Origin of the sequence: Sphingobacterium lactis, assembly GCF_051951495.1 — a bacterium.
Lineage (GTDB): Bacteria > Bacteroidota > Bacteroidia > Sphingobacteriales > Sphingobacteriaceae > Sphingobacterium > Sphingobacterium lactis_A.
This window is the reverse complement of the sequence record NZ_JBNHAS010000001.1, coordinates 572622-585124: the sequence shown is the minus strand read 5'-3', so window position 1 is coordinate 585124 and position 12503 is coordinate 572622. Positions and strand designations below refer to the sequence as shown.

The 12503-nt window shown below is 45.6% G+C and carries 14 protein-coding genes and 1 pseudogene; 4 read left to right on the top strand and 11 right to left on the bottom strand.

The genetic code is table 11. The features are described 5' to 3' along the window. Positions 1–13: 13 nt before the first annotated feature. From ACP6L2_RS02405 to ACP6L2_RS02375, 7 genes and pseudogenes are all read right to left on the bottom strand, one after another. A complete protein-coding gene (locus tag ACP6L2_RS02405; protein WP_440507714.1) occupies positions 14–442 on the bottom strand; it encodes a hypothetical protein in 429 nt (142 codons plus the stop codon). 10 nt (positions 443–452) lie between these two features. Beyond that, positions 453–1076, bottom strand: coding sequence for a conjugative transposon protein TraK (gene traK, locus ACP6L2_RS02400; RefSeq protein ID WP_149347378.1), 624 nt, complete (start codon positions 1074–1076; stop codon positions 453–455). A 13-nt stretch (positions 1077–1089) separates the two neighbouring features. After that, entirely contained in the window at positions 1090–2085 is a 996-nt protein-coding gene (traJ, locus tag ACP6L2_RS02395) for a conjugative transposon protein TraJ (protein WP_440507713.1), read from the bottom strand. A 3-nt stretch (positions 2086–2088) separates the two neighbouring features. Beyond that, the gene (locus ACP6L2_RS02390; protein WP_440507712.1) at positions 2089–2721 is read right to left on the bottom strand and encodes a DUF4141 domain-containing protein; all 633 of its coding nucleotides are present in this window, start codon (positions 2719–2721) and stop codon (positions 2089–2091) included. Between the two features lie 23 nt (positions 2722–2744). Next, positions 2745–5302 (bottom strand): annotated as a pseudogene (locus ACP6L2_RS02385) (TraG family conjugative transposon ATPase). After that, positions 5299–5631 (bottom strand): DUF4133 domain-containing protein, encoded by a 333-nt coding sequence (locus tag ACP6L2_RS02380; RefSeq protein WP_028069457.1) that lies wholly within the window; start codon positions 5629–5631, stop codon positions 5299–5301. The pseudogene ACP6L2_RS02385 and the gene ACP6L2_RS02380 overlap by 4 nt, the downstream one beginning before the upstream one ends. Positions 5632–5642: 11 nt before the next feature. Next, complete coding sequence (locus tag ACP6L2_RS02375) at positions 5643–5948, bottom strand: DUF4134 domain-containing protein (protein WP_045756338.1); 306 nt, start codon at positions 5946–5948, stop codon at positions 5643–5645. 230 nt (positions 5949–6178) lie between these two features. Between ACP6L2_RS02375 and ACP6L2_RS02370 the strand changes: the two genes are divergently transcribed. After that, positions 6179–6523: a YciI family protein gene (locus ACP6L2_RS02370; RefSeq protein WP_280567667.1), complete on the top strand. Its 345-nt coding sequence runs from the start codon at positions 6179–6181 to the stop codon at positions 6521–6523. Beyond that, a complete protein-coding gene (locus tag ACP6L2_RS02365) occupies positions 6516–7766 on the top strand; it encodes an RNA polymerase sigma factor (protein WP_440507711.1) in 1251 nt (416 codons plus the stop codon). Before ACP6L2_RS02370 ends, ACP6L2_RS02365 begins: the two co-directional genes overlap by 8 nt. A gap of 47 nt (positions 7767–7813) precedes the next feature. Here the strand turns inward: ACP6L2_RS02365 and ACP6L2_RS02360 are convergent, their stop codons facing one another. From ACP6L2_RS02360 to ACP6L2_RS02345, 4 genes are read right to left on the bottom strand one after another with little or no spacing between them, the layout of a single operon-like run. Beyond that, positions 7814–8452 (bottom strand): conjugal transfer protein TraD, encoded by a 639-nt coding sequence (locus tag ACP6L2_RS02360; protein WP_440507710.1) that lies wholly within the window; start codon positions 8450–8452, stop codon positions 7814–7816. Between the two features lie 2 nt (positions 8453–8454). Next, positions 8455–8730, bottom strand: a complete 276-nt coding sequence (locus tag ACP6L2_RS02355; protein WP_440507709.1) for a DUF3408 domain-containing protein — start codon at positions 8728–8730, stop codon at positions 8455–8457. Between the two features lie 11 nt (positions 8731–8741). Continuing rightward, on the bottom strand, positions 8742–9164 hold the full coding sequence (locus tag ACP6L2_RS02350) for a DUF3408 domain-containing protein (protein ID WP_440507708.1): 423 nt from the start codon (positions 9162–9164) through the stop codon (positions 8742–8744). Positions 9165–9169: 5 nt separating this feature from the next. Next, entirely contained in the window at positions 9170–9937 is a 768-nt protein-coding gene (locus tag ACP6L2_RS02345) for a ParA family protein (protein WP_440507707.1), read from the bottom strand. A gap of 724 nt (positions 9938–10661) precedes the next feature. On the opposite strand from ACP6L2_RS02345, the gene mobA reads away from it, so the two are divergent. Further along, positions 10662–11099, top strand: a complete 438-nt coding sequence (gene mobA / locus ACP6L2_RS02340; RefSeq protein WP_090971048.1) for a conjugal transfer protein MobA — start codon at positions 10662–10664, stop codon at positions 11097–11099. Position 11100: 1 nt separating this feature from the next. Beyond that, on the top strand, positions 11101–12396 hold the full coding sequence (gene mobB / locus ACP6L2_RS02335) for a conjugal transfer protein MobB (RefSeq protein ID WP_440507706.1): 1296 nt from the start codon (positions 11101–11103) through the stop codon (positions 12394–12396). The last annotated feature ends 107 nt before the right edge of the window (positions 12397–12503 follow it).

Below are 12503 nucleotides of genomic sequence, written 5' to 3'. Positions count from 1 at the left end.
GCCCCAATCCGTTTTATAAACTGAACCGCTTCTGCCTGTGAACCGTCTTTTGCTCCGGTGCATCGCTCACCATGGCGATTGCTTCCTTTACTTTGGGAGCGGTCACTACGGATAGGTCGGTCAGTTCCGATTGTTTCAGTAATTGCCCGAACTGGTCTTTTCTTGCAACCTTCATTTTATGGAGGAAGAATTTGCCGTTTAGGTATTTCACGCACATACAGCATTCTACATAGGGTTTGTCATCGCCTGCCCATTGCAGAAAGCCCGTCAACAGTAGCTGTGACTTTGGTGCGCCCTCCGCACCCTTTCGGCAGTTTTCGAGGTATTCACTTATACTGTCTTCCAGTTTTCCGGCATACGCACCCTGCGTATGGAAATAGCCGTCATACCCTTTGGCGGTAAGGATTTTGGCGAACGTGTTCAAATCTGATATTGCTTGCATAATCTTGGCTTTAGCGGTCTATGACTTCTACATCCCTGTTTTCCAACACGGCAAACTTTTCGATATTGAAACCCTGCGGATTGTTGTCGGACTTGACCGAGTTTAACAATAGGCATGAGGTGACCAAATTCCGTTTGGTCACGTTGCTTGGACGGATGATATACTGTTTGGCATACGTCCTAACGGCATAGGGATAGGTGTCGAAGTTGCAGACCACGCTGTCAACCTCGATACGCTGTTGCACATTGCCAGAAATGATACGGTTGTAATATCCTTTTTCCGAGAGGTCTTTGTAATAATCAAAAGCCGATTTGTCGGCAAGATTAAAAGCCCGTTTCATGTTGCTTTCGATAGCGTTCTTATCCGGTGCGAGCGTAAAGAACAGTTCATGGAAACGCTTAACGTGTTCCCTTGCCTCAACAGGTCTGTTGATGCTTGCATCCTGTGAAAGTGCCAACATCAAGGATTTGCCTTTGTCCAGTACATATATTTTTTGGCGTTGTGCCTCGGCAAACTGGTAGGACTGCCATACGGCATAACCTACCACAGCGATGCAGAGTACGGCAAATACAATGGCGTACAGCCGTATTTGCCTAAAGCTGTTTTCGATGTTTCTTAGTGTCTTAAATTCCATTGCTTCTTGATTTTTATTTGTTCATTAACCTGCCACCGATATTGCCTGCCACCGCACCCGTTCCTGCTCCGGCGATGTTTCCGGTCTTCGATGCCGTAGAGTTTACGTTGCGCATGAAGTTCCCTGCGCCCCCTGCCTGTATTACCCAACCTGCCACCGTTGGAACGGTGAAGTACCCCACTATGCCAATTATCATGAAGATGATATACACGGTGTTGGATGTGTCGGGGATGTAGGTCGGGTCGGCAAGCATATCAATATCCCGTTCGATGATGAGGGATTGTATCTTGGCGAGCATGGAGCTGAACATATCGGCGATGGGCAACCACAGGTACACGCTGATATATCGGGTCAGCCATTGCGTAAGTGTGGATTGAAAACCATCCCATACGCTTATCGCAAAGGCTATCGGCCCGAGAATGGACAGCACGATAAGAAAGAATGTCCGTATGGTGTCTATGACCAAAGCGGATGCTTGGAAAAGTACTTCCAGTAGTTCCCGAAACCAGTCACGGATGCTTTTCTTTAAATCGTACATTCCACGCTCCATGTACATACCGGATATGGCAACCAAATCGGACGGTGACCATCCCAATTCGTCCAGTTTCTTATCAAATTCCTCATCGCTTACGAGATAAGCGGTTTCGGGATTGCGGAGCATCGCCTCTCTCTCCAACAGGTCTTTTTGTTCCTGCAATTTGTTGAGGTCAAGCACTTGGTTTTCGAGCATGGCGTTTGTGCCTTTTACCACCGGAGACATTACCGCATTGATAGTGCCCAATACGATGGTCGGGAAGAACATAATGGCAAGCCCGATGGCAAATGGTCGCAGGAGCGGAAACACGTCTATCGGTTCTGCACGGCTCAATGCCTGCCACACTTTCAGTGCCACGTAGAACAGTGCGCCCAATCCGGCGATGCCCTTAGCCACTGTCGCCATATCGGCGCACAGTGGGAGCATCTCATCGTAAAGCGAGCGCAGGAGTTCGTGAAGATTGTTCCATTCCATAGCTTACCAGTATTTTTGTTCAGCAGTTCCGTACAGTTCAAGCACCCTTTTAGTGTTGTTCTGTTTCTTAGCCCTCAAAATGCTTACGGAGATATTCTTGTTGGTGAAATAGCGGACAAGGCTATGGTAGTCCTTGACCTCTTTGTAAACCCTGTCGATGATGTCCATACGTTCCTTGTCATTTAGGGAAAGTCCGGTCGAGCTTACAATCTGTTTCAGTTCTTTGAGCAGTTCGGTACTCTCGTTTAGGAGCGTGGAATAACCGTTGGCGATTGCCGTCAGTTCCTGCGGACTGAAATTCGGGTCGTTCATCATCTTGCCGAAATTGTTCACGTACATTTCGGACACATCGCCCACGAGCAACACGGTCTGTTGCACCTTACGGGCATCTTTCACAAGGTGGTTTACGGCTTTCAGTTTGTCATAATACTCCTTGCCCTGTTCATACACCTTTTTTACCTCGTTGAAATTCTTTACCACGTTTGAAACGGTGGAAGAAGTCTGTATGATTTCATTTGCACTGTTGATGATACCCGATGCAAGGTTTGCAGGGTCGGTCACAATCCATTGTGCTTTTGCGGACGGTGCAACGGCAAGCATAAATGCCGTACACACCAGTAACATTACTTTTTTCATTGTCTCTGATTTTTTTTAAATGATTAATAACTATTTCCTTTTTCCCGTCTCTGTTGGGCAATGCGTTTTATCGCCAGTTCTACATTGCCGTCCAGTTCGGATGCCAGTTGCATGACTTCCATTTTTTCGGTTTCCTCTGTGGTGTATGCCAAATATTCTTCGAGCGAAACCTCTGTGGCATATACGGCGGAGTGCGTACCGCCAAGCCCAATCCATACCTCTTTGTAAAGCCTTGACGGGTCATTGTTCTGATTGATGGAAAGGATTTGGGATTTTTCCTTTTCTGTAAGCCCCAACATTTCCTGTATCGCATCGAATTTGTTCATGTACTTGCGTTGGTCAAGCAGGATTTTACAGTCGGAATTGTTGATGATACTTTCCTTGACCACGGGTGACTGGATGATGTCGTCCACTTCCTGCGTGACTACGATAGCCTCACCAAAAAATTTACGGACGGTCTTAAACAGATACTTGATGTACTCCGCCATTCCCTCTTTGGCGATGGCTTTCCACGCTTCCTCAATCAGTATCATTTTGCGCACACCTTTGAGCCTGCGCATCTTATTGATGAATACTTCCATAATGATGATGGTCACTATGGGAAAGAGGATTTTGTGGTCTTTAATCGCATCAATTTCAAACACGATAAAGCGTTTGGAAAGCAGGTCAAGTTGCTTGTCGGAGTTCAACAAATAGTCGTACTCTCCGCCCTTGTAATAGGGTTCAAGCACGTTCAGAAAATTGGCGAGGTCAAAGTCTTTTTCCCTTACCTGTTTGTCTTCCAGTACCTTTTTATAGTCGCCCCGTACATACTCGTAAAATCCATTGAAAGAGGGATATTCATCGCTTTGCTTGATACGGTCGATATAACCGCTCACGGCATTGGACAATGCCACTTCCTCTGAACGGGTCGGCGGTTCATCGTCACGCTTCCAAAGCGTAAGGATGAGCGTTTTGATACTTTCCCTTTTCTCAATGTCGAATACGCCGTCATCCGTATAAAATGGATTGAATGCTATCGGGTTGTCTTCGGTGTAGGTAAAATACACACCGTCTTTTCCCTTTGTCTTCCCCTTAATTAGTTCGCACAGCCCTTGATAAGAGTTGCCCGTATCGACCAATAGTACATGAGAGCCTTGCTCATAATACTGCCTCACCATGTGATTGGTGAAGAATGATTTTCCACTTCCAGTTTGGAGGGTTGGCGGGCTACTCAATTAAGAATAGCCCGCCAACCCCCAGATGGGCCTAACACGAAGCGATTGCGATTTGTGATAATGCCTCGCTTCATAGGCAAATCTGATATGTCCAAATGGATGGGCTTTCCTGTCAATCGGTCTGCCATCTTGATACCGAAAGGCGATGGCGAATTTTGGTAGTTGGTTTCCTCGGTGAAGAAGCATAGCGCAGGTTCAATAAATGTGTAAAAACTTTCCTCTGCCGGAAAGTCACCTGCATTGCCTGCCATGCCTGCCCAATACAGTGTCGCAACATCCACCGTGTTATGCCTCGGCTTGCACTCCATCAAAGCAAGCGCACTGCCCGTGTCGTTCTTTAGCTGTTTGAGTTCGTTCGGGTCATCCGACCACGCCATCACATTGAAGTGCGCACGGATGGAGGATAGCCCGAAGCTGTGCGCTTCGTTCAGATACCTTTCAATCCACTCTTTGTTAATCTGATTGGCACGGCTGTACCTTGCCAGTGAGTGCATATTACGGGCTGACTTTTCAAACTTGCGCAGGTTCTCATCGCTGTTATCCAAAAACAGGTATTGGTTATAGATATGGTTACAGCTAAGAAGCAAGCCGACCGGAGAGGCAAAGGACAGCAGGCAATCGCTCCTGTCCGTGGACAGCTTTTCATACCTCGTATTTGCCGATACCGTATTGGGCAAATCGTCCGTATCGGACAGGGTGTGCAGGCACAGCCTTTTGTTGCCGATACGCACGTCCTCGCTTCCCAATGCTATATCCTGCATGGGTGTTCCGGCTTCCCTCGACAGGGTAAGGTACTGTTCGAGCAATCCCTGTTTGTCGCCTGTGCCGATGATGTCATCCTCGGTCAAGCGTTCCAGTTTCACAAAACCGCTATCGTTGACGATGCGCTCAAACTGTGCCACCGCTTCCATGAACTTTCGGACGGTTTCTTTATCCCTTATTTCTTTCGGGATAAGAACGCCTTTGCAAAGCGAACTAAAGTTGCTCTGCATCCGCATCCGTTCTTTGGTGGTCTTGGTTAGGAACAGGTAACAGTAATGGTTTAAAAATGGACGTTCGTTGAAATGCTGTTGATAGGACTTTGCAAGGAAACTCTGGTCTTCCTGTGCAATATCCGGCGCATAGCTTTCCTTTATGTACCAGTCCTGTTTATGGACAATGGTATAGTCCGGCAAGGTCTTGATAGCCTTGTGCCAAGCCGAATGAATGGCATCGTACTCCGCCGATGCCACCGTGAACAGTTCCGGCAGGTGTACCCGAAAGCAAGCCGTGATGTCCGCATCCTTTGAAATGATGCAGTTGTGTTCCACCGCCAGCAATGGAAACTTGCTTTCCAACGTTGTGGCTTTTCCTGTATTTCTCATAAATGACTGGATTTAGAAGTGAATTTTAAATAGCGGTGTACGGCTCTGCGACAGATGATGTATTTCGGATGCCTTTTCTTTGCCCCGACTTTCATCAATCCGTGTTCGCCGTATTTGCCGTTCAATGCGAATGTTTGCCAAACGATGAGCGATGCACCGCCTGCCCCGATGAACAGGCACACGTAGGAGTTTACGCCTGCCATGTACATGACCATGACGAGGATAAGCACGCCGAGCAGACCACCTGCGAAGATGAACAGGTACTGTGCTTTCAGTCCTTTGAACTCAACCGTTCTGCCGATACCTTTATTGATATTGTAATTGCTCATAATACGCCAGCTTAAAGGAAGAATGAGCGTAGAATGGTCGCCGCTACGATGAGGAAAATACAAGCCCCAAACCACGACGCCGCAGTCTTGCTTGTATCGGGGTCACCGCTACTGAATTTGTTGTACACCTTTACGCCACCGATTAACCCGACCACAGCCCCAATCGCATAGATTAATTGGGTCGCAGGGTCGAAATAGGAGGTCACCATCTGCGTGGCTTCGGTGATACCTGCCGAGCCGTTGCCCTGTGCGAACACACCGAATGCCGACAGGAACGCAACGCCTGTCAGCAACACTTTTTTGCTTTGTTTTACCATGATTTAACTGAATTAAATTGTTACTACTTGCCCACCTCGTGCGGGCTTTCGCAACAAAAGTCTTATGGAAATCGAAGCGTTATGGGAAACTGGAAATCAGCGGAATGAATTGGCATTGAGTGGCATTACAAGAATGTTTTTTTTAATTTAGCATTAGAAAAAATGGGATATTATTGTCCACGTTTCAAGAACTCAGTCGTCATTAGATTGAACAATAAAATTTTAGAAAGATGAAAGAATTTGCGTTAATCTTTAGATTAAAAGACATTGCCGATTTTAAACCCACGCCTGAACAAATGCAGGAAAGAATGAATTGGTTGGCAGGTATCGCTTCCCAAAACAAATTAGTGGATAAAGGCAATACGCTTTTACCAAGTGCAGAGAGTGCCAAAACGGTAAAGCCTAACAACGTGGTAACGGACGGAGCTTATACCGAAATCAAAGAATTTATCAGCGGTTACATCGTGGTAAAAGCAGATACTATTGATGAAGCGGTAGAAATGGCAAAAGCCAATCCGATTTTTGACCAAGTAGGCGGTAGTATCGAAGTGAGAGAAGTTTTAAAACGTGATTAAGTCAAAATCACATACCGAACTTTTACCACACTTATTCCGGCAGGAATATGCTAAAATGACGGCTGTCCTGTGCCGTCATTTTGGTTTAAATCATATTGAAATTGCCGAGGACATCGCAAGCGATACATTTTTGAAAGCATCCGAACATTGGGCAATCAATGGAATACCCAAAAATCCTACTGCGTGGCTCTATACTGTTGCCAAAAACAAAACCAAAGATTATTTTAAGCATGTTTCCGTATTTGAAACGCAAATCAAAGAAGCTATCAAACCCAACGAAACCGAAGCAGAAATGGATTTTGAGTTTAGTGAACAACATATCTTTGATAGTCAGTTAGCAATGATTTTTGCGGTTTGCAATCCGGCAAATTCAATCGAAGCTCAAATTTGTTTGGCACTTCAAATCCTTTGTGGTTTTAGTATGGAAGAAATTGCAAACGCATTTCTGACCAAAACGGAAACAATAAAAAAACGCCTGCACAGAGCAAGAGCCAATCTTAGGAACGATAATTTTCAAATCAAAATTTTAAGCGAAACAGAAATAAAATCAAGATTAGATACTGTTTTAAAAACTTTGTATTTACTGTTTAACGAGGGGTATTTTTCCAAAACAAACAATCACCTCATCAGAAAAGACCTTTGCTCGGAAGCTATACGGCTCACATTATTGTTAACAGAAAACCCATTGACAAACCAACCCCAAACAAATGCCTTGCTTGCAGTAATGTGCTTTCAAAGCTCACGTTTGGAAGCAAGAACGGACGATAAGGGGGAAGTTGTTCTGTTTGATGAACAGGATAAAAAGTTGTGGGATAAATCGCTTATTGAAAGAGGAAATTACTATTTGGTAAATGCTTTTATCGGAAATGAAGTTTCAAAATATCATTTGGAAGCGGGCATTGCCTATTGGCACACCACACCAACAGACAAAAATAAATGGCAACATATTTTACAGCTTTACAATCAACTTATTTTAATTGAATACTCGCCAATAACAGCACTAAACAGAACCTTTGCATTTGCCAAAGTTTACGGAAATAAAAAGGCAATTATTGAAGCCGAAAAATTAAATTTGACAGGTAATGATTATTATCATGAATTGTTAGGTTATCTTTATTCGGAAACCAATATTGCGAAAGCGATTGAGCATTATGAACAAGCTATTAGGCGAACCAAATCTAAAACAGAAAAACAGACCCTCACTAAAGAAATAGAAAGGTTAAGGAAAGTTAGCCAGACTTAATTACGATAAAATTCTACGCTTTTAAAAAACAAAGGGGAGCTGTCTTTTCAGACAAACTCCCCGATGTCGAAATCCTCTAAATCACTTTTCCGCAAATCGGGAGAACTGAAATCCGTTCCGGCGGAGAGGCTCTTGTCCAACAACTCTGCAATCTTCCGTGAAGCCCCATCCATTGAGTTTTCGAGCAGACTTAACAATTCCGTTCCCTGTAATCGCTGAACTATATCCACCGCTTTCTGTTGCTGGGCAGGTTCAAGTGTATCTTGCTCCAACCATGCCCCCACGGTTGTCAGTTCATCAAAGGTAACCCCTGTGGCAAACTCATTGTCGCTGTCCTCAAACCCGTATTCATCCCATTCGTCTTCCTCATTTTCAAAATCGGACATACTCCCGAAAACTTCATCCGGCTCTCCCTCAATCTGCGGATTTTCCAATCCAAAACCTATCCCGTAGGTTTCTGTTCCAAAATTATCAGCTATCCCGTCACGTTCGCCCGATTGTCTCTTTGTGGCATCCGGTGGCAGGGTGTGGCGTTCCACAGGCTTGGGAAGCCCCATAATATCCGGCAGGTCGGGGCTTTTCTTTTCCGGCTTTATTTCCCTGCGGACGTTCTTATGGATGACCACCTTATCTTTCAGCAAAAGGATGATGACGATGATAAGGCATATTACAATCAATGTTTCCATAGCTATAAGATTGGCTTTTGCTTGTCGACATAGATAATCTTTATTTCGTCTCCGAACTCCTCAAAGTGGTGTTTCAGTACACTGTGCAGGTAATCGGTAAGCGTAATTTCTCCCTCTCCGAGTAGAAAGACGATACGGGATAATTTCTTATGGAAATCGGGGCTTATGTAGACCGATTTTCCGCACCGTGCGACAACCCCTGTTGGTCTTAAAAATGCCGATTTGTAATGCGCTTTGCGTAATATCTTTTCTGGTTGTTTTTGCTGTGTCTTGTTCATAATCGAATACTTTAAAAAATGGGCTTAAACTTATTGTTGAAATCATCGGTGATGGCTTTTTCGAATTGTTCAAAATGATGTTCGAGAATATTGTCCAAATAGGCGTACAGAGGTATTTTATCCTCGCCGATAACCTGCACGATACGGGAAAGCCGTTCGTGGTATTCCTGCCGGATGTAGATGCTCTTATCGCCACGGCGTGTCATGGTGTGGGTGTTGAGGAAACGCTCGCCATAGCCCGTATCGGAAACCCTCTTATGTCGGGTACGTTCTTTGGCTACAGGCTTTTCCGTTGGCGTTTCCTTTGTCGGCTCTGCACTCGGCTCTTGCGGTGCTACCGCCTGTTGGGGCTTCTTTGTTTCACCTGCCATGATGGACATGAGATATGCCTCGTCAATCGGAGCATTCGGCTTTTTCTTATTTTCATTCTCCATAGCGGTTACAGTTTGACGGTTCTTAGAAATTCACTGATGAACAAGTCCAAGCCGGAGGCTTTCATCAATCTTTTGTCGGGGGGCAATAGCGTGGAGCGGAAGACAGTTTTTGCCGTTGCCTCGCTTTCCTTGCGGAAGCGTTTGCTATCGGCAATGCGTGTTTCCATTGCTTGCAGTCCGACCTCGTTAATGACGTTGCCGTAGATTTCGTACAGTTGCGATTTTTCCCTGCCATCGACCATGTTCCAAAACAGCCGTATGGTTTCGATGGAGGTCTGACCTTGTTTCATAAGGACATTGGTCAGCACATCGGTAAAGCTCAATGTGCTTTCCATGACCACACGGTCTGCCGTGATGGGCGAAAAGATGTGGTGCATTCCTGCCAGTGTGTTCAGCAAGCCCGAAGTGTTTACCGTTCCAGTTAAATCAAAGAAAACCACATCCACGGGAACGGTCGAGGACTGTATGAATGCTTCCGCATCCGTTAGGGCATTGTCAGCCTTGCTTTGCAGTACCGGATAGGCTTTTTTGTTGATGGTGGAAAATTGGCGGTGTGCCAGTTTTTTCAGCACCTCGTTCTGCATGACCGCTTTCAAATCCCGTTCCCTCATCTGACAGATGCTGTGCTGGGGATAATCACAGTCAAAGACGGCTACGTTATAGCCCATTTGGTAATGGAGTATGCTTGACGTAACCGTTGTAAACGTGCTTTTCCCAACGCCCCCTTTTTGGCTTGAAAAAGCAATGAATTTTGTCCTGTTTGTTGCTTCCATTTCTATTCTATTTTTAAGTTTCTATTTCCGTGGACTGCCTGCCGTCCTGCATGGAACAGGGCTGTCATCCCTGCATACTGTCCGACAGTCTTGATACAATCCCGTCTGTCGGGCTTGCCATCGTTCGTTCAATCAGCCGTGCCGTCATTCCGGCTTTCACACGGGCAAGACCGATGGCTTGCCTTTCGTCCTGCCCGATGGAATGGCTACCGGATAGTTTTCATGTCGTCCGGTATTCCTGCCTGCCGAGCGGAACGCCGTCATGTGTTCCGGCATTCCTGCGCTCCGTCTTTCACAACTGCCATCGGGAGCGGATGCCTGCAAACAGGCTTGCGTGACTGATAGTGCAAAGAAGCAGGTTATTCCGTTCCATTGATTTAAAGCGGTAATCCACGGCATTTTTTGGCAATGTTTGGTCGTGACGGATAGGTCAATGCTTTGAAAAAGCTACCCTTACTTTGTAAGGGCTTAAATGCAAAGGGTGAATGGAAAAATCATTGGAGAATGGAAGTTATGGGCGGAACGGCACAAAGCCGTTTTTTTCCGCTTTACCCAATCCACATCCGCCGATAGGCGGACGGATTTTCTGTTCACCCGAACAGAGCAAGTTATGTTTTGAGGCACTCCAAACCCGTTTCGTGCCTCAAAACCACTTGCCCTTGCAGGGAGCTTTAAAACACCCTCCGAAGTCGGGGTTTTGTTGGATATTAAAATGGATTTTATAATGAATGGAAAAGAGAAAAAGGAACAGAACAAAGGTGGGCGCAAGCCTAAAGCAAACCCAAGCATCCACCGTTATGTATTTCGTCTTACGGACGAAGAAAATGCCAAATTCCTTACATTTTTCGAGCAATCGGGAATGAAAGTAATGGCACATTTTATTACAGCCTGCATCTTTCAGAAGCCAGTCAAGACCGTAAAAATTGATATGGATGCAGTCGATTTTCATACGAGGCTTACCAATTTTTACAGCCAGTTCAGAGCGGTTGGCGTGAATTACAACCAAATCGTGAAGATACTTTACCGCAATTTCTCGGAAAAAAAGGCATCGGCTTACCTCTTTAAACTGGAAAAGCAGACGGCAGAAATGGCGGACTTGTGCCGGAAAGTGATTGAGCTAACACAGGAATTTGAAAAAGAACACCTGCAAAAACACAGATAAGATGATAGCAAAGATTGGCAAGGGCGAAAATTTGTACGGTGCTATTTCCTATAACCAAAAGACGATTGACAGCGAAAACGGACAGGTACTGTTGTTGAACAGAATACCCGAAACGTTGGATAATACCTATTCGACCGCTTACCTGCACCAGTGTTTTGAGCCGTATCTGTCCGCAAATATCAGAACGGAAAAGCCTGTGCGCCACATATCGCTGAACCCTGATCCTGCGGATAGGGTCAGCGATGGGCAGTTCGTAAAAATGGCGCAGGAGTATATGGAGCGCATGGGGTATGTCAACCAACCTTATATCGTTTTTAAGCATACCGATATTGAACGCACCCATATCCACATCGTAACGGTCTGTGTGGGTTTGGACGGCAAGAAGCTACCGGACAGTTACGACCATCCACGTTCGATGGCAATCTGTCGGGATTTGGAACAAACGTACAATCTTATACCTGCAACGGAAAAACAGCGCACCGGAAATGAGCAGGTATTCCGTCCGGTGGATTACAGAGCCGGAGACGTTAAGAGCCAAATCGCATCGGTGGTGCGACACCTGCCGAAGTATTACGGGTACGCAAGCCTCGGTGCGTACAATGCCTTGCTTTCGCTTTTCAATATTACGGCAGAGGAAGTCAAAGGGGAACTGCACGGACAGCCTAAAAACGGTCTTGTCTATTTTGCGCTGAATGAGCAGAGAGAAAAAGCGAGCAATCCTTTTAAGGCATCCCTTTTCGGTAAACAGGCAGGACTGGACGAACTGCAAAACCAATTTGCAAAGGCTAAGGAGAAAATGAAAGCCGACCCTGTAAGAGCCTTACTCAAAAGCACCATTGAAGTAGCGATGCACATCGCTACAAACGAAACCGATTTTAAAAATCAGTTACTGGAACAGGGTATCAATGCCGTGGTACGGCGCAACGATGAGGGGCGTATCTACGGTATGACCTTTATCGACCACGAAAGCCGTACCGTTTGGAACGGTTCAGCTTTGGGCAAAAACCTATCGGCTAATGTCTTTAACGATTGGTGGAACGGGCAGGCGGTCGGGCAACGCCAAGAAGCTGAAAAAGCAAACGCACAAAATCCGTCATCGACCGCAGGTAACAGTACCGCCGTAGAGAAAGAAGAAGCCCACGCACTTTTTGATTTTCTAAATAAGGAACACCCAACCGATGATTTATGGATAGATGGATTGGGTGGGCTATTGCCGGAGGCACAGGGCGAAGACTACGAGGAACAGGCTTTTGCCAACCGCATGAAGAAAAAGAAGAAACGCAAAAGGTTACAATAATCCATAGTTGTCACCGTAACAGATTTTTTTTAGCCAAAATCCAGTTTTCAAAGCATAAATTACCTATCTAATGTAAGGAGCTTTTCTTTGGTTCCGGCGATTTGAAT

Excerpts from the sequence above, each read along its gene's own strand:
- ACP6L2_RS02355 (WP_440507709.1), bottom strand. The coding sequence starts at position 8,730 with ATGAACAAGACACAGCAAAAACAACCAGAAAAGATATTACGCAAAGCG.
- ACP6L2_RS02360 (WP_440507710.1), bottom strand. The coding sequence starts at position 8,452 with ATGGAAACATTGATTGTAATATGCCTTATCATCGTCATCATCCTTTTG.
- ACP6L2_RS02370 (WP_280567667.1), top strand. The coding sequence starts at position 6,179 with ATGAAAGAATTTGCGTTAATCTTTAGATTAAAAGACATTGCCGATTTT.
- traK (WP_149347378.1), bottom strand. The coding sequence starts at position 1,076 with ATGGAATTTAAGACACTAAGAAACATCGAAAACAGCTTTAGGCAAATA.
- mobB (WP_440507706.1), top strand. The coding sequence starts at position 11,101 with ATGATAGCAAAGATTGGCAAGGGCGAAAATTTGTACGGTGCTATTTCC.
- ACP6L2_RS02345 (WP_440507707.1), bottom strand. The coding sequence starts at position 9,937 with ATGGAAGCAACAAACAGGACAAAATTCATTGCTTTTTCAAGCCAAAAA.
- ACP6L2_RS02375 (WP_045756338.1), bottom strand. The coding sequence starts at position 5,948 with ATGGTAAAACAAAGCAAAAAAGTGTTGCTGACAGGCGTTGCGTTCCTG.
- mobA (WP_090971048.1), top strand. The coding sequence starts at position 10,662 with ATGAATGGAAAAGAGAAAAAGGAACAGAACAAAGGTGGGCGCAAGCCT.
- ACP6L2_RS02390 (WP_440507712.1), bottom strand. The coding sequence starts at position 2,721 with ATGAAAAAAGTAATGTTACTGGTGTGTACGGCATTTATGCTTGCCGTT.
- traJ (WP_440507713.1), bottom strand. The coding sequence starts at position 2,085 with ATGGAATGGAACAATCTTCACGAACTCCTGCGCTCGCTTTACGATGAG.
- ACP6L2_RS02405 (WP_440507714.1), bottom strand. The coding sequence starts at position 442 with ATGCAAGCAATATCAGATTTGAACACGTTCGCCAAAATCCTTACCGCC.
- ACP6L2_RS02350 (WP_440507708.1), bottom strand. The coding sequence starts at position 9,164 with ATGGAGAATGAAAATAAGAAAAAGCCGAATGCTCCGATTGACGAGGCA.
- ACP6L2_RS02380 (WP_028069457.1), bottom strand. The coding sequence starts at position 5,631 with ATGAGCAATTACAATATCAATAAAGGTATCGGCAGAACGGTTGAGTTC.